Origin of the sequence: Rhizobium sp. Rhizsp42 (assembly GCF_047304155.1) — a bacterium.
Taxonomy (GTDB): Bacteria; Pseudomonadota; Alphaproteobacteria; order Rhizobiales; family Rhizobiaceae; genus Rhizobium.
On the sequence record NZ_JBGLYS010000047.1, the window covers coordinates 1 to 19,821 of the forward strand.

18 protein-coding genes and 1 pseudogene are annotated in these 19,821 nt (G+C 62.3%); 7 read left to right on the top strand and 12 right to left on the bottom strand.

The window, feature by feature from the left end; all coding sequences use genetic code 11:
- Positions 1–22: 22 nt before the first annotated feature.
- Positions 23–1,270: an MFS transporter gene (locus ACCD05_RS28530; RefSeq protein ID WP_413396882.1), complete on the bottom strand. Its 1,248-nt coding sequence runs from the start codon at positions 1,268–1,270 to the stop codon at positions 23–25.
- A gap of 108 nt (positions 1,271–1,378) precedes the next feature.
- Here ACCD05_RS28530 and ACCD05_RS28535 point away from each other — a divergent pair, with 108 nt between their 5' ends.
- Positions 1,379–1,702 (top strand): YggT family protein, encoded by a 324-nt coding sequence (locus ACCD05_RS28535; protein WP_026283700.1) that lies wholly within the window; start codon positions 1,379–1,381, stop codon positions 1,700–1,702.
- Positions 1,669–2,009 (top strand): annotated as a pseudogene (locus tag ACCD05_RS28540) (DUF167 domain-containing protein). The gene ACCD05_RS28535 and the pseudogene ACCD05_RS28540 overlap by 34 nt, the downstream one beginning before the upstream one ends.
- On the opposite strand, the gene ppa reads toward ACCD05_RS28540, so the two are convergent.
- From ppa to ACCD05_RS28565, 5 genes are all read right to left on the bottom strand, one after another.
- Entirely contained in the window at positions 2,010–2,546 is a 537-nt protein-coding gene (gene ppa / locus ACCD05_RS28545; protein ID WP_018902290.1) for an inorganic diphosphatase, read from the bottom strand.
- 175 nt (positions 2,547–2,721) lie between these two features.
- Complete coding sequence (locus ACCD05_RS28550) at positions 2,722–3,228, bottom strand: N-acetyltransferase family protein (RefSeq protein ID WP_413396885.1); 507 nt, start codon at positions 3,226–3,228, stop codon at positions 2,722–2,724.
- Positions 3,229–3,432: 204 nt separating this feature from the next.
- Positions 3,433–5,250: a translational GTPase TypA gene (typA, locus tag ACCD05_RS28555; protein WP_018902288.1), complete on the bottom strand. Its 1,818-nt coding sequence runs from the start codon at positions 5,248–5,250 to the stop codon at positions 3,433–3,435.
- A 135-nt stretch (positions 5,251–5,385) separates the two neighbouring features.
- Positions 5,386–6,963: an alkaline phosphatase D family protein gene (locus tag ACCD05_RS28560; RefSeq protein ID WP_413396887.1), complete on the bottom strand. Its 1,578-nt coding sequence runs from the start codon at positions 6,961–6,963 to the stop codon at positions 5,386–5,388.
- Positions 6,964–7,358: 395 nt separating this feature from the next.
- Positions 7,359–9,437 carry a M3 family metallopeptidase gene (locus ACCD05_RS28565; RefSeq protein WP_413396889.1) on the bottom strand — a complete coding sequence of 693 codons (2,079 nt, stop codon included), beginning with the start codon at positions 9,435–9,437 and terminating at the stop codon, positions 7,359–7,361.
- A 218-nt stretch (positions 9,438–9,655) separates the two neighbouring features.
- Between ACCD05_RS28565 and ACCD05_RS28570 the strand changes: the two genes are divergently transcribed.
- Positions 9,656–10,087, top strand: a complete 432-nt coding sequence (locus tag ACCD05_RS28570) for a hypothetical protein (RefSeq protein WP_111562585.1) — start codon at positions 9,656–9,658, stop codon at positions 10,085–10,087.
- Positions 10,088–10,112: 25 nt separating this feature from the next.
- Here the strand turns inward: ACCD05_RS28570 and ACCD05_RS28575 are convergent, their stop codons facing one another.
- On the bottom strand, positions 10,113–10,754 hold the full coding sequence (locus ACCD05_RS28575; protein ID WP_047508773.1) for a LysE family translocator: 642 nt from the start codon (positions 10,752–10,754) through the stop codon (positions 10,113–10,115).
- Between the two features lie 211 nt (positions 10,755–10,965).
- Here ACCD05_RS28575 and ACCD05_RS28580 point away from each other — a divergent pair, with 211 nt between their 5' ends.
- Positions 10,966–11,598, top strand: coding sequence for a CatB-related O-acetyltransferase (locus ACCD05_RS28580; protein ID WP_413396891.1), 633 nt, complete (start codon positions 10,966–10,968; stop codon positions 11,596–11,598).
- A gap of 272 nt (positions 11,599–11,870) precedes the next feature.
- On the opposite strand, the gene trmD is transcribed toward ACCD05_RS28580, so the two are convergent.
- The 5 genes from trmD to ffh form a co-directional block, all read right to left on the bottom strand.
- Entirely contained in the window at positions 11,871–12,551 is a 681-nt protein-coding gene (gene trmD, locus ACCD05_RS28585) for a tRNA (guanosine(37)-N1)-methyltransferase TrmD (protein WP_413396925.1), read from the bottom strand.
- An 8-nt stretch (positions 12,552–12,559) separates the two neighbouring features.
- Positions 12,560–13,144 carry a ribosome maturation factor RimM gene (rimM, locus tag ACCD05_RS28590; RefSeq protein WP_413396893.1) on the bottom strand — a complete coding sequence of 195 codons (585 nt, stop codon included), beginning with the start codon at positions 13,142–13,144 and terminating at the stop codon, positions 12,560–12,562.
- Positions 13,145–13,262: 118 nt separating this feature from the next.
- Positions 13,263–13,631: a 30S ribosomal protein S16 gene (rpsP, locus tag ACCD05_RS28595; protein ID WP_111562588.1), complete on the bottom strand. Its 369-nt coding sequence runs from the start codon at positions 13,629–13,631 to the stop codon at positions 13,263–13,265.
- A 51-nt stretch (positions 13,632–13,682) separates the two neighbouring features.
- Positions 13,683–14,003 carry a chorismate mutase gene (locus tag ACCD05_RS28600; RefSeq protein ID WP_047508787.1) on the bottom strand — a complete coding sequence of 107 codons (321 nt, stop codon included), beginning with the start codon at positions 14,001–14,003 and terminating at the stop codon, positions 13,683–13,685.
- A 16-nt stretch (positions 14,004–14,019) separates the two neighbouring features.
- Positions 14,020–15,597, bottom strand: a complete 1,578-nt coding sequence (gene ffh, locus ACCD05_RS28605; RefSeq protein ID WP_413396895.1) for a signal recognition particle protein — start codon at positions 15,595–15,597, stop codon at positions 14,020–14,022.
- Between the two features lie 317 nt (positions 15,598–15,914).
- Here ffh and ACCD05_RS28610 point away from each other — a divergent pair, with 317 nt between their 5' ends.
- The 3 genes from ACCD05_RS28610 (at position 15,915) to mtaB (ending at position 19,819) form a co-directional block, all read left to right on the top strand.
- A complete protein-coding gene (locus tag ACCD05_RS28610) occupies positions 15,915–16,922 on the top strand; it encodes an MBL fold metallo-hydrolase (protein ID WP_413396897.1) in 1,008 nt (335 codons plus the stop codon).
- A 714-nt stretch (positions 16,923–17,636) separates the two neighbouring features.
- Positions 17,637–18,548: a diaminopimelate epimerase gene (gene dapF, locus ACCD05_RS28615; protein ID WP_413396899.1), complete on the top strand. Its 912-nt coding sequence runs from the start codon at positions 17,637–17,639 to the stop codon at positions 18,546–18,548.
- Positions 18,545–19,819, top strand: a complete 1,275-nt coding sequence (mtaB, locus tag ACCD05_RS28620; protein WP_413396901.1) for a tRNA (N(6)-L-threonylcarbamoyladenosine(37)-C(2))-methylthiotransferase MtaB — start codon at positions 18,545–18,547, stop codon at positions 19,817–19,819. The genes dapF and mtaB overlap by 4 nt, the downstream gene beginning before the upstream one ends.
- The last annotated feature ends 2 nt before the right edge of the window (positions 19,820–19,821 follow it).

The following is a 19,821-nucleotide window of genomic DNA, read 5'->3' on the forward strand; positions in this document are numbered from 1 at the left end:
CCACAGCACCACACCCCCAAACCTACCCCCGCGTCACATGCTCCGGCGCATCCAGCGTATCGATCTTCCGCAACTGCGGAAACCCGCTCGCCCACAGGGCCGCGACCACAAGCGTCCCGATCCCGCCGATGACAACCGCCGGCACCGCACCGAACACCGAGGCCATCGTGCCGGCACGAAACTCGCCGAGCTCATTCGACGCCCCGACAAACACCATGTTGACGGCGTTGACGCGGCCGCGCAGCTGGTCGGGCGTCCAGAGGGCGATCAGGCTCTCGCGGACATAGACCGACACCATGTCGGCCGCCCCCATCAGCGCCAGCGCCGCGATCGACAGCTCGACATTGTCAGATAGCCCAAAGACGATCGTGCCCAGCCCGAACAGCGCCACGCCGACGAACATGTAGACCCCGGCGCGATGCTTCAGCGGATAGGTCGCAAGCAGCACAGCCATGACGATGGCGCCGACGCCGGGCGCCGAGCGCAGCAGGCCGAGGCCCCAGGGACCGAGCGTCAGGATATCGCGCGCAAAGATCGGCATCAGCGCCGTGGCACCGCCCAAGAGCACCGCGAAGAGATCAAGCGAGATCGCGCCCAGCACCACCTTCTCGGTGCGGATGAACTTGAAGCCGCCGAGGATCATGTCCCAGCTCTTCGCCTCGCCGGTGGTCTTCTGCGCCGGCTTCGGGATCAGGAAGAGCAGCCCCGCACCAAGCGCCGCGAACACCACGGCGACCGTATAGGCCGTATGCGCATTGATGCCATAGAGCAGGCCGCCGATGACGGGGCCGGTGATCGAGGCGAGCTGCCAGGAAGACGAGTTCCAGGCGATCGCGTTGGAGAGATCGTCGGCCGGCACCAGATTGGGCGCCAGCGACTGCACTGCCGGCGACATGAAGGCGCGCTCGATGCCGAAGACCAGCAGTACCGCGAAGACGGGGATGGGCGAGAAGGTGCCCGTCATGGTCATGCCAAGCAGTGTCAGCGTGCAAAGGGCGGCCACCAGCGAGCACAGCGAGGCGATGGCGCGGCGGTTATAGCGGTCGGCGACCGAACCGGTCACGAGGATGAGCAGCAGCGACGGCAGGAACTGCACCAGCCCGATCAGGCCGAGATAGATGGCGCTGCCCGTCTGGTCGTACATCTGCCACCCGACCGCGACGCTGACGATCTGCTGCGAAAACGAGAGCAGAAAGCGTGCGAAGAAGAAGCGGGTGTAGGAGGAGTGCCGGAAGGCCGCGAAGCGGTCGCCGTGAGCCGAGATGGACATGATGTCTTTCCAACAAACGGACCAAACGTCGCTTCTCGACGCGCCCGTTAAACATGAATTGCCGCGGCATTGCACACGGCTCTTGCCGGTTTAGTCGCCAATGTCTACATGTCTGTCAACAACGAACTGGAGATTGCGATGCTTGCGCTTTTTCAAACCATTGATTTGGCTTTGAATCTTTACACCTGGATCTTGATCGCCAGCGCCATTTTCTCCTGGCTCTATGCGTTCAACGTGATCAATTCCAGCAATCAGTTCGTCAATTCGGTCGGCATGTTCCTCTACAACGTCACCGAACCGGTGCTGCGCCCGATCCGTCGCGTGCTGCCGAACCTTGGCGGCATCGACATCTCGCCGATCATACTGCTTCTGATCATCTTCTTCATCCGCTCGTTCATGTGGAACACCATCGTCCCGATGGTGTTGCGATAAGGCCCTGGCAGGCCGCTGACGATCATCTCGTCCTCGCCATCAGGTTGACGCCGAATGGCGGGCGGGATCAGATCGATGGTATTGAGCTGGATGCCGATGGCAGGGCCCACCTGAAGGCCCGCGTCTCGGTCGTTCCCGAGAAGGGCAAGGCCAACAAGGCGCTGGTCGCACTTGTGGCGAAGCAGCTCGGCCTCGCGAAGTCCTCGGTGAACCTTGTCTCCGGCGAAACGTCGCGTAAAAAATCCTCCGGATCGATGCCGAGCCGGAGGATCTGATCAAAAAGCTGGAAGCTTTACTCGGCCTGTAATCAGGCCTTTTCCTTCTTGGCGCGTTCGATCGCCTCGAGGATCAGCTGGCCGGCTTCCTTGGCGTCGCCCCAGCCATAGATCTTCACCCACTTGCCGGGTTCCAGATCCTTGTAGTGCTCGAAGAAATGCTCGATCTGCTTGAGCGTGATCTCGGGCATGTCCGTGTAGTCCTTGACCTTGTCGTAGCGCATGGTCAGCTTCGGCGACGGAACGGCGATGATCTTCTCGTCCTTGCCGGAATTGTCTTCCATCTTCAGAACGCCGATCGGGCGCACGTTGATGACGCAGCCCGGAACCAGCGGACGGGTGCTGGCGATCAGGACGTCGATCGGGTCGCCGTCTTCCGACAACGTGTGCGGTACGAAGCCGTAGTTACCCGGGTAGGTCATCGGCGTGTAGAGGAAACGGTCGACAACCAGCGTGCCGGCGTCCTTGTCCATCTCGTACTTGATCGGGTGGCCACCGACGGGAACTTCAACGATGACGTTGACGTCCTCAGGTGGGTTCTTGCCAATGGCAATGGCGTCGATGCGCATGCGATTACTCCCGCGACGTGAAATCTTCGCAGCCAGATAATCGGATTCATGCCGCGAAGCAACATAGCAAGACCGCGCAGGCACATGATTGTTTTATGATCTGGCCTTCAAAATGCCGGAAAACTGGGCAGAGGCCAAAACTTGGCTCCCCGCACCTTGTCGTTGAGCAGATCGCTCAGTTCCAGATGAAGCCGATCTTCTTCAAGGGCTTCTCGTCGAAGGTTTCTGTACCCTCGCAATAATCGATGCCGCCATGGCCGCGATAGAAGTCCGCGCCGCCCTCATTCTCTTCCAGGCACCAGACCACCATGCCCTTGCAGCCGAGCGACTTCAAAAGCCGCCGCGCTTCGGAAAACAGCATGTGGCCAAGGCCGATGCCCTGATATTCGGGGCGGAGATAAAGCTCGTAGATCTCGCCTTCCTGCGGCAGCGCGCGGGCGCGGTTGAGACCGAGCGTTGCATAGCCGGCAACCGTTCCCGCGACATCGAGCACCAGAAGCGTCGCCGGCCCGCGCGTGGCCTTGCGCCACCACGTCTCGCCGCGGCGCTCGACCATCTGCGTCAGCGCCTTGTGCGGAATGATGCCGGCATAGGTATGCTTCCACGCAAGCCGGTGCACCTCCGAGATAGCTCGGGAATCATGCGGCTCAGCCCGCCGAACATCGATCGACAACGTCTTCATAACGCTTACTCTGGCCCGGTCGCGGACAATTAACCATATGCGCTAACGCATTCAGCCGGATTGCCCACAGGGTTAACATGTGGACGACGGCTGAAATTTAACGCTTTTTTAACTATTGCGACAAGAAGGATTCGGCGAACCGCACAAAATAAAAACCCCGGCGCGATGGCCGGGGTTTCGAAGTCTCTGGTGAGCCTGTTCGACTTAGGCGGTCTTCGCCTTGGCGAAGCGCTTGCGGTCGTTGGCGTCGAGATACATCTTGCGCAGACGGATCGACTTCGGCGTCACTTCCATCAACTCGTCGTCCTGGATCCAGGAGAGAGCGCGGTCGAGCGTCATGCGGATCGGAGGCGTCAGCTTGACGGCTTCGTCCTTGCCGGCGGCGCGGATGTTGGTCAGCTGCTTGCCCTTGAGGACGTTGACTTCGAGGTCGTTGTCGCGGCTGTGAATGCCGATGATCATGCCCATGTAGACCTTTTCGCCGGGCTCGATCATCATCGGGCCGCGATCTTCCAGGTTGAACATGGCGTAGGCAACGGCTTCGCCGGCAGCGTTCGCGAGCAGAACGCCGTTCGTGCGGCCACCGATTTCACCCTTGTAGGGCTGGTAGTCCTTGAACAGGCGGTTCATCACGGCGGTGCCGCGCGTGTCGGTCAGGAGTTCCGACTGGTAGCCGATCAGGCCGCGGGTCGGAGCGTGGAACACCAGGCGAACGCGGTTGCCGCCCGAAGGACGCAGCTCGGTCATTTCAGCCTTGCGCTCGGACATCTTCTGAACGACGACGCCGGAATGCTCTTCATCGACGTCGATGACGACTTCTTCGATCGGCTCCATGGTCTGGCCGCTCTCGTCCTTGTGCATGACGACGCGCGGACGCGACACGGCGAGCTCGAAGCCTTCGCGGCGCATGGTTTCGATCAGAACGGCGAGCTGCAATTCGCCGCGGCCGGAAACGTAGAACGAATCCTTGCCTTCGGCTTCTTCGATCTTCAGCGCGACGTTGCCTTCGGCTTCCTTGAACAGGCGGTCACGGATGACGCGCGAGGTCACCTTGTCGCCTTCGGTGCCGGCAAGCGGGCTGTCGTTGACGATGAAGGACATGGTAACGGTCGGCGGGTCGATCGGCTGCGCGGTCAGCGCTTCGTTGACAGCCGGATCGCAGAAGGTATCGGCAACCGTGCCCTTGGACAGGCCGGCGATGGCGACGATGTCGCCTGCGTGCGCTTCTTCGATCGAGGTGCGCTCGATGCCGCGGAATGCGAGGATCTTGGAGATACGACCGGTTTCGATCGTCTTGCCATCCTGGCTGAGAACCTTGACGGCCTGGTTCGGCTTGATCGAGCCGGAATTGATGCGGCCGGTGATGATGCGGCCGAGGAAGTTGTTGGCTTCCAGGATGGTGCCGATCATCGTGAACGGGCCTTCGGCGACCTTCGGCTCCGGAACGTGCTTGAGCACGAGATCGAGCAGCGGCGCCAGGCCTTCGTCCTTCGGACCTTCAGGATTGAAGTTCATCCAGCCATCGCGACCGGAACCGTAGAGGATCGGGAAGTCGAGCTGTTCGTCGGTGGCGTCGAGGCTGGCGAAGAGGTCGAACACTTCGTTGATGACTTCCTCGTGGCGGCCATCGGGACGGTCGATCTTGTTGATCGCGACGATCGGACGGAGGCCGACCTTCAGCGCCTTGGAGACGACGAACTTCGTCTGCGGCATCGGGCCTTCAGAGGAGTCAACGAGAACGATCGCGCCATCCACCATCGACAGGATACGCTCGACTTCACCGCCGAAGTCGGCGTGGCCGGGGGTGTCGACGATGTTGATGCGAACACCCTTCCACTCGACCGAGGTCGCCTTGGCAAGGATCGTGATACCGCGTTCCTTTTCCAGGTCGTTCGAGTCCATCACGCGTTCCGCAACGCGCTGGTTTTCGCGGAACGAACCGGACTGTTTCAGGAGCTCGTCGACCAGTGTCGTCTTGCCATGGTCAACGTGCGCGATAATCGCGATGTTGCGAAGTGCCATATGTCTATATCTCTGAGGCTGGGGCGCCACGCTGGGAGGGCGCCAATTGCATTGGGGCGGCTCTTACAGTGTTTTTCGCGAATGCGAAAGGGGGGAGCCTGGAATGAAAGGAATGCGCGTAAGGCATGGGTGGCATCAGCTCGTCCTTTCAGGGTCGAGCACCACCCGCCAGAGCTCCTGGTCGTTGCGATCCATCAGCCGCACCGTCAGCTGCTCGCTGGCACCATCGATATCGACGAGACCGAAGAACTGCATGCCTGCTGATGGCGGCAGGTTCTGCTCGGCGCCGCCGGGTGCCGCCTTCATGAACTTGACTTCAGGCCCGAAGGTCATGTCGAGCTCCTGCGGCCCGTAGGTGCCGGAATGCAGCGGCCCGGCCACGAATTCCCAGAACGGCAGGAACTCGCGGAATTTCGCGCGCTCGGGACTATAGTGATGCGCCGCCGCGTAATGCACGTCGGCCGTCAGCCAGATCATGTTCGATATCCTGGCATCGCGGATGAAGCGCAGGAGGTCGGCGAATTCGAGCTCGCGACCGAGCGGCGCGCCATTGTCGCCATTCGAGATCGATTCTGATCCGCGCCGGTTGCCGTAATCGTCCCAGATGACGAGACCGATCGGCAGATCGCAGGCGATCACCTTCCACGTCGCCGTCGAGCGCACCAGTTCGCGCTTCAGCCACGCCACCTGCCGCTCGCCGAATATCCGCGACTGCGGCGAAAGCTTTTCGTCCAGCCCATGGCTGTTCGACCCGCGATAGGAGCGCAGGTCGACGAAGAACACGTCGAGCAGCGGTCCGTAGGAGACCTTGCGATAGATCCGCCCCGGCTCGGCCGCCACATGGCGCGTCGGCGTCATCTCGTGAAAGGCTTGTGCCGCCCGCGCCGAAAGCACCGCGACCGACTTCTCCTTGTAGCGGTCGTCATGGCTGAGATCGGTCGACGGCGACCAGTTGTTCAGCACCTCGTGATCGTCCCACTGATAGAAGATCGGGCAGACAGCGTTGAGCGATTTCACGTGCTCGTCGAGCAGATTATAGGTCCATTGCCCGCGAAACTGCTCAAGCGTCTGGGCGATCTCGCGCTTGGCCTCGGTGACGACGCGGTTCTTCCAGACCCCGCCGCCGCGCAGCGAAATCTCATCCGGAACCGGATTGTCGGCATAAATCGTGTCGCCGGAATGGATCATGAAGTCCGGCCGGTGATAGGCGACCGTAGAATAGGTCCGCATCCCCTCCTCATCGATCCCCCACCCCTGCCCGACGGTATCGCCCGACCAGACGAAGCGGATATCGCGGCGGGAAACGGGTGCGGTGCGAAACTGCCCGAGGATCGGCTCCGAGCGGCTGTTGATGTCCTGGAGATCCGCCGCCCGGAAGCGGTAAAACACCTCCTGATCATCAGGCAGATCCTGAAGCAGCAGCTTCGCGGTCAGATCGCTATCGGGCGTGACGTCGATCGGCGGCAGTCTCACGGCATTGGAGAACTTGTCTGATGTCGAGTATTCGACGAAGAGCCGCGACGGCCGGTCCACCCGCGTCCAAATCACCCCTGACGTCTGATCGACATCCCCGGACTGCACGCCCGAGGTAAACATCGGCCGGCTGGACGAACCGCGCGCATAATAGGGCATCGCCAGCCCCGCCACGGCAAATCCGCCAACCGCTCCCATCGAGGATAAAAAACGGCGGCGGGTCGGTTCCGTCAGTGTCATCAGGTAGCGCATCCGGCTTGGCAATCGGGACGATCTCCCGCACCCCGCCTATGCCGACCTCAGATGTCATCCACTTGACGTCGCCATGACGGTTTTCCGAAGGTTTGGCGACAGTTTTGTGTTGGGATGGGTGGGGTTTATACCGCGCTCTAGGTGAGCGAGCTCTCGCTTACGCGGCGGCCAGGATTACCCCCCTCTGCCCTGCCGGGCATCTCCCCCACAAGGGGGGAGATCGACTCGTTGCGGCGGTATCCCCAAACTACGAGAGTGCAGCGAGCGGCCAAGCCCAGCCAATCTCCCCACCTGTGGGGGAGATGCCCGGCAGGGCAGAGGGGGGTATCCCACTTACAAAGGCCAAACGGCTATCAACTCAACCGCAAGAGCCCACTAACCCCTCACGCATCACTCCCCGCCAGCTCCTCGAACGTCGCCAGCCCACGCTTCACCAGCATCGCATCCGGGCTTGGCAGCTTGCCGCGGAATGCCCGGTAGGTATCCTCGGGATCGACCGACCCGCCCACCGAATAGACGTGATCGCGCAGCTTCCTAGCTATCTCGCCATTGAACGCATCGCCCGTCTCCTCGAAGGCCGAAAACGCGTCGGCGTCGAGCACTTCCGACCACATGTAGGAGTAATAGCCCGCCGAATAACCGCCGGCGAAGATGTGCTGGAAGTGCGGCGAGGCATGGCGCATCACCATCGACTTCGGCATGCCGAGCTCCTTCAGCACCTCACCCTGCACCGCCATCGGATCGGCCACCTCGTCCCGCGTATGGAATGCCATGTCGACAAGCGCGGACGAAGTGAACTCCACCGTGTTGAACCCGGCATTGAAGCTGCGCGCCGCCAGCACCTTGTCGAGGAGGTCCTGCGGCATCGGCTTGCCGGTCTCGAAATGAACGGCGTACTGCTTCAGGATCTCAGGCACCGTCAGCCAGTGCTCGTAAAGCTGCGAAGGCAGCTCGACGAAATCGCGCGACACGCCGGTGCCAGACACGGAAGGGTAGGTCACGTTGGAGAGCATGCCGTGCAGCGCATGGCCGAACTCGTGGAACAGCGTGCGGGCATCATCGAGCGACAAGAGCGCCGGCTTGCCCTCGGCCGGCTTGGCGAAGTTGCAGACGTTGTAGATGATCGGCAGCTCGCCCTGGGCGCCATTCTTCAGCGGCAGCTTGTGCTGCGACTGGAACGCGCTCATCCAGGCACCCGAGCGCTTCGACGAGCGGGCGAAATAATCGCCGAGGAACATCGCCACCAGCTTCTCGTCGCGGTCGCGGATCTCGAAGACGCGGACATCGGGGTGGTAGGCGGCAACGCCCTTCTTCTCCACCGCATGAATATCAAACAGCCGCCCCGCCACGTCGAAGCAGGCGTCGATGATCTTCTCCAGCTGCAGATAAGGTTTCAGCTCCGCCTCGGAGAAATTGAACTTTTGGGCCCGGATCTTTTCGGCATAGAAACGCCAGTCCCAGGGCATGACCTCGTGGTTCTTGCCCTCGTCGGCGATCAGGCTCGCGATATCCGCCTCTTCCTCGCCGGCGCGCTTCACCGCCTTCACCCAGACCTTCTTCAAAAGATGGTTCACAGCCTCGGGCGTCTTCGCCATCGTGTTGTCGAGCTTCAGCTCGGCGAAATTGCCGTAGCCGAGCAGCTTCGCCACCTCGCCGCGCAGAGCGAGCGTGTCGCGGATGATCCCACGATTGTCCGACGGGCCGTCATTCTCGCCACGGGCCACCCAGGCCTTGAACGCCTGTTCGCGCAGCTCGCGGCGCTCGGAGAAGGTCAGGAATGGCTCGATGATCGAGCGCGACAGCGTCACCGCGAACTTGCCCTCTTCGCCACGCTCAAGCGCCGCTGCCGCCATCGCGTCCTTGAGGAAATCCGGAATACCTGCGAGATCATCGCCATCATCCAGGATCAGCGCCCAGCCCTTCTCGTCGGCAAGCACGTTCTGGCCGAACTGCGTGCCGAGGCCCGCGAGCTTCTCGTTGATGCCGGCGAGCTTTTCCTGTTCCGCCTTCTCGAGCTTGGCGCCCGACTTGACGAAGCCCTTCCAGTGCCGCTCCAGCACCCGCGTCTGCTCCAGCGTCAGCCCGAGCTTTTCGCGCGCTTCCCAAAGCGTGTCGATACGCGCAAAGAGCGCTGCATTCATGCCGATCTTCGAATAATGCCGCGACATCTTCGGCGAGATATCCCGCTCCAGCGCCTGGATCGTGTCGTTGGTATGCGCGCCGGCGCGGTTCCAGAACAGGGCCGACACCCGCGAGAGATCGTCGCCCGCAAGCTCCAGCGCCACGATCGTGTTGTCGAAGGTGGGCGCTTCGGGATTGTCGGCGATCGCATCGATCTCCTCTTCGTGCCGGGCGAGGGCCGCATCGAAAGCCGGCGCGAAATCGCCGTCATTCAGCGCCTCGAAGCGCGGCAGACCGTTGAGGCCGTTCCAGTCGGTGAGAGCGGGGTTGTTGGCGGGCATACGGACATCCTTGTTTGGCAGGCTGTGTTGTCTCGGAGACCAATATAGGAAGGCAGCACGGCGATTGGTATCGCCACCTTGGGCGAGCGGCCGCGCCACCTATACGAGAAGTTGATCCCTAAAAATGCTATATAAGAATTAACTATTTGTTAACGATTGACGATTGTGCGGCGCACACGGTATTTTCGCTTAATCTTTTTTAATCATGGATGCGGGCAATGGAAATCACATCACTGCGGTTTTCGCCGAATTTATCGTTCCGGAAATATTCCGATAATTCGCAATTTAACAACAGCTTGACCGAAACTTTCAGCTCGGTTTCGAGCGCTTCATCGACCTTCAGGATCGACGAAGCCACCTCCGCGCAACCCGATTTCTCGGCTATTACCGCCGCCGATCTGCGCAACCACGCGCGCCAGAACTTCGACAATGGCACGCTCGATCAGGACACCTATGCGGCGATCTCCGAACCGCTGCCGATGCGCACCATCGACCCGTCAGGCAACATTCTCGATCTCTCCGACGTCACCGACGGCACCAGCTTCAACTTCCGGGACTATTACAAGGACCAGCTGCAGATCGCCATGTCGATCGGTGATCCCGAGACGGTGAAGACCCTGAAATCGGTCGTCAGCTTCCTCGACGTCTGATCCTTGTTCGCAAGGAGGGCGGGCATCAAGCCTTGCGCCACCCCATCAGCCCCGGCGTTGCATGCAGCAGTGCCTGCGCGGCAAAGCCCATGAACAGCACGCCCGAGCAGCGCACGATCAGCCGCTCATGCGCCCGATAGAAGCGCCGCACCGCCCCGGTGCCGACGATCGCGATCAGGATCATGTCGGCAACGATGAAGCCGAGGAACGACACGGCAAGCAGCACCGGCAGCGTCTGGAACTGCAGGGCGCTCGCCGAGCCCGCCACCAGCGCCGTGAATGTCGCCAGCGCCACCGGATAGCCCTTCGGATTGGTGACGCCGAAGATCAGCCCGCGCCGGAACGGCCGCTCGACAACCATCAGCGCCTGCCCCTCGCCCTTTGGCTTGGCGCGAAACGCGTTCCAGCCGATCCAGGCGAGATAGAAGCCGCAGGCGAGCCCCAGCGCATCGAACACGAAGGTCCCGATCGTCTTGGCGCCGATGATCGCCACCAGCGCCAGTGACGCCCACAGCGTATCGCCGACCAGATGCCCACAGACAAACTGCGCCCCCGCCTTACGCCCCTGCCCGGCCCCGATCCCCAGCAGCGCCAGAAACGCCGGTCCCGGAATGAGCACATAGAGAAGCGCCGCCAGAAAGGCGCCCGCGAGCAGCGATTGCGTCATGAAAAATCCCCCGTGAAAAGACGGAGATTATGCGGTGTGGCGGGGACGTCAAGCGGGCGCGAGAAAACCCCGCCGGGATCATCGAAGAGCGCCGCGCAACCTCATTCAAACTATTGATGAACGCGTTCCGCCGCCGCAATGGATTTCGTGGATCGCGCGGAATAGCCTTGGCCATCGATTGCGCTGGTTTCATGAGGAAAGCCGTTTCCCGATGCCCATTCTCGACGCGACCGCCGTCCACCCGATCACCCTCCCGGATGGCACCATCTACAGCGATACCGTCTATCTGAAGAACGTCATCGACCATCCGCGCATGGAGATCGGCGACTACAGCTATTACACCCACTCAGGCAAACCCGAAGACACAGCCGGCATCCTCGCACCCTATCTCGGGCATGGCGTCCGCGAGCGCCTTGTCATCGGGAAATTCGTGCAGGTTGCCCGTGGCAGCTACTTCATCACCAGCTCGGCCAACCATCCGATGAGTGGCTTCACGACCTACCCGTTCCGGATCTTCAAACCGGAAACCTTCGGCTACAAGGACCTGCCGGTGAAGGATACCGTTGTCGGGCATGACGTCTGGATAGGCCATGACGCGGCGATCATGCCGGGTGTCAAGATCGGGGCGGGTGCCATCGTCGCCGCTGGATCGGTCGTTGCCCGTGACGTTCCACCCTATGCCGTCGTCGGCGGCAACCCGGCCACGATCATCCGCATGCGATACCCTGCGGCCGTCATCGATGAACTGCTTGAGATCGCTTGGTGGGACTGGCCTCTGGACAAGATCGAGGCGAACTTGGCTGCTCTTGAGAGAGGCGACCTCGCGGCGCTGAAGATGGCATAACGCCGAACCTATTGAAATAAAACGCAAAAAATCTCTCGGCGTCATCCTCGGCCTTGTGCCGAGGATCTAAGCACGCCTCCACGAACTCGACGTGAGTGGACACCTGGCATCCTTTCCGCGATGCCGCACCCCCTCACCAAGTGTCCACTCACGTTGCATTCTGAGCGACGTGCTCAGATCCTCGGGACGAGCCCGAGGATGACGCCGCGTGTGGAGTTAATCTTTCCGTTTCAATGATTTACCGCTGGTGCTCGACTCGGCAGTAGGAAGCCCTACTCGTCCAGCAGATCCGGCCGCCGTTCGCGGGTCAGCGTCACCGCCTGCTCGCGCCGCCATTTCTCGATCGCGCCGTGATTGCCCGATGTCAGCACCGCGGGGATCTCGCGGCCCTCCCACTCCTGCGGACGGGTGTAGTGCGGATGCTCCAGCATTCCACCCTCGAAGCTTTCGTGCAGGCCGGAGAGGTCGTTGCCCATGACGCCGGGGAGGATGCGGACGATGGCGTCGAGCACGGTGAGTGCCGCCGGTTCGCCGCCTGACAGCACGTAGTCGCCGATCGACACTTCTTCCAGTTGGCGCGCGTCGATGACCCGCTGGTCCACGCCCTCGAAACGGCCGCAGACGATAATGACGCCCTCGCCGGCTGCCAGTTCGCGCACGCGCTTTTGCGTCAGCGGCTTGCCGCGCGGGCTCATCAGCAGGCGCGGGCGGGTGTCGTTTTCGGAAACGGTATCGATGGCGCGGGCGAGCACGTCGGGCTTCAGCACCATGCCGGCGCCGCCGCCGGCCGGCGTGTCGTCGACGGTACGGTGCTTGTCGGTGGCGAAGTCGCGGATCTGCACGGCCTCAAGCGCCCACTGGCCACGCTCCATCGCCTTGCCGGCCAGCGAATAGCCGAGATGGCCGGGAAACATCTCCGGGTAGAGTGTCAGGACAGTCGCCCGGAAGGCCATCTTGTCGCTCACTTCTTTTTCTTCGGCTTGTCGCCGCCGGAATTGCCAGGCGTGAACGACGGGCCGTCATCGTCGCTGTCGACGAGGCCTGAGGCCAGCGGATCGATGGTGATCTTGCCGGCTTCGAGGTCGATCTCCAGCACCGAGGCTTCCGAAAACGGGATCAGCACCGGGCGCTTGCCGGGACCCTTCAGTTCGAGCAGGTCGCCGGCGCCGAAATCGAAGATGCCGGTGACGGTGCCGTAGCTGACGCCCTGGTCGTCGACGGCCTCAAGGCCTTCGAGATCGGCGTAGAAGAACTCGTCTTCCTCGAGCTCGTCGTCGGGCAGGTTGTCGCGGTCGATATAGAGCTCCAGACCGTTCAGCGCCTCGGCGGCGTTGCGGTCGTTGATCCCCCGGAAGCGCACGACGACGACATTCTTCATCTCGCGGATCTCAAGCACCTCGAAGGTGCGTCCGTCCATGCTGTGCAGGTGGCCGTAATCGCCGAGCGCGGTCGGATCGGCGCTGTAGGACTTGGCGCGCACTTCGCCGCGCAGCCCCTGCGCGCCACCGATCGTTGCCATCAGCACCGGATTTTCTAGCTTTGTCATGGCGTCCCTAATGTCGAAGCCGGAGTTTGGTTCGTCATAACCGAAGTGAACGGGAATGGAAACGAAAACGGGCGGCATGTCGCCATGCCGCCCGTTCGATCAAGGCCGAAGCCCGGAATTATTCCGCGGAAGCAGCAGCTTCAGCAGCGTCGGCGATCTTCTGAGCCTTTTCAGCGGCACGCTCCTGAGCGCGCTTGCCGGGCTTTGCCTTTTCCGGGTTGTTCTTGGCTTCGCGCTTTGCAAGGCCGGCTTCGCTCAGGAAGCGCAGAACGCGGTCGGTCGGCTGTGCGCCCTGTGCGATCCAGTGAGCGATGCGGTCGGCGTCGAGCTTGACGCGGGCATCGTTGTCCTTGGCGAGCATCGGGTTCCAGGAACCGAGGTTCTCGAGGAAGCGGCCATCGCGCGGCGAACGGGCGTCAGCGAGAACGATGTGGTAGTAAGGGCGCTTCTTGGAACCACCGCGTGCGAGACGAATTTTCAGTGCCATTTTCTTTACTCCTTGGATGTGTCTGAACCGCTTTTTCTTGAAGCGGCCTTGTTACTTTGCAGCAGCGCCGTTTTCGGCGTGATCCGCTGCGATCTGCTCATGATGCCGGATGACTTCCTTGATGACGAAGTTCAGGAACTTCTCGGCGAAATCCGGATCCAGATTGGCATCCTTGGCCAGGTGGCGAAGGCGTTCGATCTGGTATTCCTCGCGCGCCGGGTCTGCCGGCGGCAACTTGTACTTGGCCTTGAGAACGCCGACCTCTTTGGTGCAGCGGAACCGTTCGGCCAGGATATGCACCAGCGCCGCGTCGATATTGTCGATCGACTGGCGATAGCTGGAGAGCTGGGCTTTAATCTCAGGATCAGTCATAGTCTGGGCGACCCCTTCACTTCTTCTTTGGCAGGCCGGGAAGGCCAGGGAAACCACCGCCGAGGCCGGGCAGCTTAGTCCCGCCAAGACCTGGCAAACCACCGCCACCGAGGCCCGGCATGCCGCCGCCCGGCTTGCCGAGGCCGGCCGCTTCCGCCTGCTTCTGCAGGGCTTCGAGCTGCTTCGGATCGATGTTGGAGAGATCGGGCATGCCGCCCATGCCGCCGCCAAGGCCACCGAGGCCCATCTTGCCGGCAAGGCCGCCCATCATCTGCTTCATCATGCCGCCTTTACCCTTGCCGCCCATCATCTTCATCATGTCCGCCATCTGGCGGTGCATCTTCAGAAGCTTGTTGATGTCGGAGGCATCGGTGCCGGAGCCGGCGGCGATGCGCTTCTTGCGCGAATGCTTGAGCATGTCGGGGTTGGCGCGCTCGGCCTTGGTCATCGAGGAGATGATCGCCAGCTGGCGGCCGAACAGGCTGTCGTTGAGGCCGGCAGAGGCCATCTTGTCCTTCATGCCCGCCATGCCGGGCATCATGCTCATGATGCCGCCCATGCCGCCCATCTTCTGCATCTGGCGCAGCTGGTCGGCGAGGTCGTTGAGGTCGAACTTGCCCTTGGCCATCTTGGCGGCCATGGCGGCCGCCTTTTCGGCGTCGATGTTTTCAGCGGCGCGCTCGACCAGCGAAACGATGTCGCCCATGCCGAGGATGCGGTCGGCGATACGGCGCGGGTGGAACTCTTCGAGTTCGCCCATGCGCTCGCCGACACCGATGAGCTTGATCGGCTTGCCGGTGACCGCGCGCATCGAAAGCGCCGCACCGCCACGGCCGTCGCCATCCATGCGGGTCAGCACGAGGCCGGTGATGCCAACGCGTTCGTCGAAGTTCCGCGCCAGGTTGACGGCGTCCTGACCGGTCAAGCTATCCGCGACCAGCAGGATTTCATGCGGGTTCGACTTCTTCTTGATGTCGGCCATTTCGACCATCAAGGGCTCGTCGATATGCGTACGGCCGGCGGTGTCGAGAATGACGACGTCATGGCCGCCGAGCCTGGCTGCCTGTACGGCGCGCGCGGCGATATCGGTCGGCGACTGGCCGGCGATCACAGGCAGCGTGTCGACATTGGTCTGCACGCCGAGCTGGCGCAGCTGCTCCTGGGCGGCCGGGCGTCGCGTATCGAGCGACGCCATCAAGACCTTCTTCTTCTCGCGGTCGGTGAGCCGCTTGGCGATCTTCGCAGACGTCGTCGTCTTGCCCGAGCCCTGCAGACCGACCATCATGATGACGACGGGGGCAGCCGCATGCAGATCGACGCCCACGCCTTCGCCGCCGAGCATCTCGATCAGCTCGTCATGGACGATCTTGACGACCATCTGGCCGGGCTTGATCGACTTCAGGATCTCGGCGCCGACGGCCTTTTCACGGACACGGTCGGTAAAGGCGCGCACCACGTCCAGCGCGACGTCGGCCTCCAGAAGCGCACGGCGAACCTCGCGCAGCGCTGCGGAAACATCGCTTTCCGAAAGCGCGCCACGGCCTGTCAGTCCATTCAGAATGGATCCAAGACGGTCCTGGAGGTTCTCAAACATCGGCTCTTCCTTGTGATTTCCGGATAGGGAAACCTTGTGCTTTTCCTTGACGAAAACAAGACGCATAGCCAAAAAGCACCCGAGGGCGCATCGCGCTGTCGGGTGTGGACCTCCGGGATCGATTTATACCTTTGCGGGTCCCGGTCGGTGGCTCGAGTCTTGAAGCTCGTCGCAGATTGAGCGGCGGTAAACAGGAAAACGGCCGGAGAGTCAAGGCAATCAGGGGAAATAAGCGGTTTTCGGCCTTTCAAAACCCGGCGTGGCAACCCAAATGCAGGAGCCCGAACAGCATACCACGGCGACAAGGCTCCCACCGCATGGCAAACGCCAAACCCAGAAATCCCTATTACCAAGGCCCAGTCACCGATCATTTCGACGGCACCCGCTTCTTCAACCCCGGCGGCATCGCCCCCCTCGGCTTCCGCGCCATGCTGCGCTGGCAGTTCAATGGCGAGCGGCAGAGCTGGCAAAAGCAAGTGCCGAGCCCCTTCCCGCAGGCCAAGCCGGAAGAGCGTATCGAAGGCGACGGCCTGAGGGTCACCATGGTCGGCCATGCTTCGATGCTGGTGCAGGTCGCGGGCCTCAACATCCTGACCGACCCCGTCTGGTCGGACCGCGTCAGCCCCTTCTCATTTGCCGGCCCGAAGCGGGTGACCGCCCCCGGCATCCGCTTCGCGGATCTGCCCAAGATCGACCTCGTGCTCGTCTCGCACAATCACTACGACCATCTCGACATCGCGACGCTGAAACGGCTGCAGGCGGCCCATAGCCCGCACTTCGTCACCCCGCTCGGCAACGACACGATCATCCGCCGCGCCGCGCCCGATGCCAGGATCTCCGTCATGGACTGGGGCGACCGCATCGCGATATCAGACGCCATCGCCATCGACGCCGAGCCGGCGCACCACTGGTCGGCGCGCGGCACTGGCGACCGCAGCATGGCGCTCTGGGCGTCCTTCGTCATCTCGACTCCGTCAGGCAAGATCTACCACGTCGGCGATACCGGCTTTCACGAGGGCATCAACTACCGCTCGGCCGGAGAGAAACACGGCACCTTCCGCCTCGCCATCCTGCCCTTCGGCGCCTACGAGCCGCGCTGGTTCATGAAGGGCCAGCACCAGAACCCCGACGAAGCCGTCCGCGGCATGCAACTCGCCAACGCCGCCCATGTGGCGGGGCACCACTTCGCGACGTTTCAGCTGACCGACGAGGCGATGGACGCGCCGGTGAAGGCGCTGGAGGCTGCGTTGCGGGAGCATGGGGTGGCAAGGGAGCGGTTCCGGCCGCTGAGGGCGGGCGAGGTGTTTGACGTGCCAGCGGGGTGATGGGAGGTGGTTTTCGCATCCATGACCGTTGAAGTCTGGGCTGCGTGATTAGATCCTCGGGACGAGCCCGAGGATGACGTCGAGAATGTATTTTGCATCAAAATTTCAATATTTTACTAGAGAACGCCACCCTCTCCATCGTCATCCTCGGGCTCGTCCCGAGGATCTAAGCACGGTCCCACTTGCTCGACGGGAGTGGACACTTGGCACCACCACGACACCACAAAACCCCGCGCCCGAGCAAGTCTCGGCGACGGCACATAAAAACGGGAACGGGCAGGCGGCATTGTATGGATGGTATGTGTGTCAGGCGTTTCCACCTGCCCGATTGCTTCAAGGTTTCCGGTTCGTCCGGGCCGACAGGAGCGTCTCTCGGCCTTTCCTTGCCGGATGATCCCTTGGCCCCGACGGCCTTGGAACCACCCCTTCACAACCATCACCGAACGCCGGATACCAAACTTGGCGTTACCGGTTCGCGAACCCGGCTCCCTGTCCGATGACGTCACCAGTGTGTGGCCATTGCGAGTGGCGGGGATGAACAAGCGTCGTGAATTCGGCTATCATGCTGATAATGTCGGGATGTTTCTTGGTCGTGGTGCGAAATTTTCCCCGTCGCCACGGTGACGGAGCGAGCGGATGGGCCGATCACGCCGCCACTGGTAATTCCCGCGCATTTCCGCCATATACAGCCCAAACACACATGGACATGAGACAATGAGCGCAACGGTCGAATTCGCGAGGATGAACGGGCTTGGCAACAAGATCCTGGTGGTCGACATGCGCGGGCGCAAGGACAAGGTAACACCCGAAGCCGCGATCGCGCTCAATGCGGATGCGGAGACTGAGTTCGACCAGATCATGGCGATCCATGATCCGAAGGCCGAGGGCACCGATGCCTGGATCGATATCCTGAACTGCGACGGCACCAAGGCGCAGGCCTGCGGCAACGGCACGCGCTGCGTGGTGCAGGCGCTGTCGGCCGAAACAGGCCAGAAGGTCTTCACCTTCCAGACTGTCGCCGGCATCCTGAACGCCGCCGAGCACGAGGACGGGTCGATCTCCGTCGACATGGGCAGGCCGGTGTTTCAGTGGGACAAGATCCCGCTTTCGGAAGAGTTCTTCGATACCAGCCGCATCGAGCTGCAGATCGGGCCGATCGACAATCCGGTGCTGCATTCGCCATCGGCCATGTCGATCGGCAATCCGCATGCGATCTTCTGGGTCGACAGGGATCCGATGAGCTTCGATCTGGAGCGCTTCGGGCCGCTGCTCGAAAACCACCCGATGTTCCCCGAGAAGGCCAATATCACGCTGGCCCAAGTGACGTCCGATGCAAGCCTGCGCACCCGCACCTGGGAGCGCGGCGCAGGACTGACGCTTGCCTGCGGGTCGGCCGCCTGCGCGGCCGGCGTTTCCGCCGCGCGCACCGGCCGCACCGGGCGCAAGGTCACGATCGACGTCGCCACCGCGCCGAGCCGGCAGCCGCTCACCATCGAATGGCGTGAGGACGACCATGTCGTCATGACCGGCCCCGCCGAATGGGAATGGTCGGGCACCGTCGATCCCGTCACCGGCGCTTGGCAGCGTGACGAGGCGGTCGAGGCTCCGGGGGCGGAAGCCAAGTGAGCGGGGTCGAGGTCATCACCTTCGGCTGTCGTCTGAATACCTACGAATCCGAAGTGATGCGGGCCGAGGCCGAGAAGGCCGGGCTTAACAACGCCATTCTGGTCAATACCTGCGCCGTGACGGGCGAGGCCGTGCGCCAGGCGCGCCAGGCGATCCGCCGTGCGCGTCGCGACAATCCTGAAGCCCGCATCATCGTCACCGGCTGTGCCGCGCAGACCGAGAAACACACCTTCGCTGAGATGGCCGAGGTCGACGCGGTGCTTGGCAATGAAGAGAAGCTCAAGAGCGCCAATTACCGCGCACTGCCGGATTTCGGCGTCTCGGCCGAAGAGAAGCTGCGCGTCAACGACATCATGAGCGTCAAGGTGACCGCGCCGCAGATGGTCAAGCACATCGACGGCCATGTGCGCGCCTTCATCCAGGTGCAGAACGGCTGCGACCACCGCTGCACCTTCTGCATCATCCCCTATGGCCGCGGCAATTCGCGCTCGGTGCCGATGGGATCGGTGGTCGATCAGGCGCGCAAGCTCACCGAAAGCGGCTATCGCGAGATCGTGCTGACCGGCGTCGACGCCACCAGCTACGGCGCCGACCTGCCAGGCGAGCCGACGCTCGGGTTGCTGGCGAAGACGCTTCTGAAGCAGGTGCCCGACATCCGGCGTCTGCGTCTGTCGTCGATCGACAGCATCGAGGCGGACAGACATCTCCTCGATCTCATCGCCGACGAACCGCGCTTCATGCCGCATCTGCATCTGTCGCTCCAGCATGGCGACGACATGATCCTGAAGCGGATGAAGCGCCGGCATTCCAGCGCCGATGCGCTTCATTTCGTCAACGAGGTCAGGAGGCTCAGGCCGGAGATCTCGATCGGCGCCGACATGATCGCCGGTTTCCCGACCGAGACGGAAGAGATGTTCGGCAATGCCGTGAGGCTCGCCGAGGAGGCTCAGATCGCGCATCTCCACGTCTTCCCCTACAGCCCGCGACCGGGAACGCCGGCGGCACGGATGCCGCAGCTCGACCGGGCGCTCGTCAAGGAGCGGGCCGCACGGTTGCGCGCCACTGGACATATGCTGCATCAGTCCCATCTCGATCGCATGGTCGGCACGCGGCAATGGCTGCTGGTGGAAAACAACGGACTGGCGCATACGGAAAACTTCACGCTTGTCGCAGCGCCGGGGCTAAGCCCCCGCGCGCTGGTCGAGGTCGATATCATCGGCCACAACGGCAAGCACCTCGACATGCAACTGACGGCCGCCTCCGCGGCCTGACC

Excerpts from the sequence above, each read along its gene's own strand:
- ACCD05_RS28550 (WP_413396885.1), bottom strand. The coding sequence starts at position 3,228 with ATGAAGACGTTGTCGATCGATGTTCGGCGGGCTGAGCCGCATGATTCC.
- rimM (WP_413396893.1), bottom strand. The coding sequence starts at position 13,144 with ATGACAAAGCTAGAAAATCCGGTGCTGATGGCAACGATCGGTGGCGCG.
- ACCD05_RS28600 (WP_047508787.1), bottom strand. The coding sequence starts at position 14,003 with ATGACTGATCCTGAGATTAAAGCCCAGCTCTCCAGCTATCGCCAGTCG.
- trmD (WP_413396925.1), bottom strand. The coding sequence starts at position 12,551 with ATGGCCTTCCGGGCGACTGTCCTGACACTCTACCCGGAGATGTTTCCC.
- ppa (WP_018902290.1), bottom strand. The coding sequence starts at position 2,546 with ATGCGCATCGACGCCATTGCCATTGGCAAGAACCCACCTGAGGACGTC.
- ACCD05_RS28610 (WP_413396897.1), top strand. The coding sequence starts at position 15,915 with ATGGCAAACGCCAAACCCAGAAATCCCTATTACCAAGGCCCAGTCACC.
- typA (WP_018902288.1), bottom strand. The coding sequence starts at position 5,250 with ATGGCACTTCGCAACATCGCGATTATCGCGCACGTTGACCATGGCAAG.
- ACCD05_RS28530 (WP_413396882.1), bottom strand. The coding sequence starts at position 1,270 with ATGTCCATCTCGGCTCACGGCGACCGCTTCGCGGCCTTCCGGCACTCC.
- ACCD05_RS28560 (WP_413396887.1), bottom strand. The coding sequence starts at position 6,963 with ATGACACTGACGGAACCGACCCGCCGCCGTTTTTTATCCTCGATGGGA.
- dapF (WP_413396899.1), top strand. The coding sequence starts at position 17,637 with ATGAGCGCAACGGTCGAATTCGCGAGGATGAACGGGCTTGGCAACAAG.
- ACCD05_RS28570 (WP_111562585.1), top strand. The coding sequence starts at position 9,656 with ATGGAAATCACATCACTGCGGTTTTCGCCGAATTTATCGTTCCGGAAA.
- ffh (WP_413396895.1), bottom strand. The coding sequence starts at position 15,597 with ATGTTTGAGAACCTCCAGGACCGTCTTGGATCCATTCTGAATGGACTG.
- ACCD05_RS28565 (WP_413396889.1), bottom strand. The coding sequence starts at position 9,437 with ATGCCCGCCAACAACCCCGCTCTCACCGACTGGAACGGCCTCAACGGT.
- ACCD05_RS28575 (WP_047508773.1), bottom strand. The coding sequence starts at position 10,754 with ATGACGCAATCGCTGCTCGCGGGCGCCTTTCTGGCGGCGCTTCTCTAT.
- ACCD05_RS28580 (WP_413396891.1), top strand. The coding sequence starts at position 10,966 with ATGCCCATTCTCGACGCGACCGCCGTCCACCCGATCACCCTCCCGGAT.
- rpsP (WP_111562588.1), bottom strand. The coding sequence starts at position 13,631 with ATGGCACTGAAAATTCGTCTCGCACGCGGTGGTTCCAAGAAGCGCCCT.
- ACCD05_RS28535 (WP_026283700.1), top strand. The coding sequence starts at position 1,379 with ATGTCTGTCAACAACGAACTGGAGATTGCGATGCTTGCGCTTTTTCAA.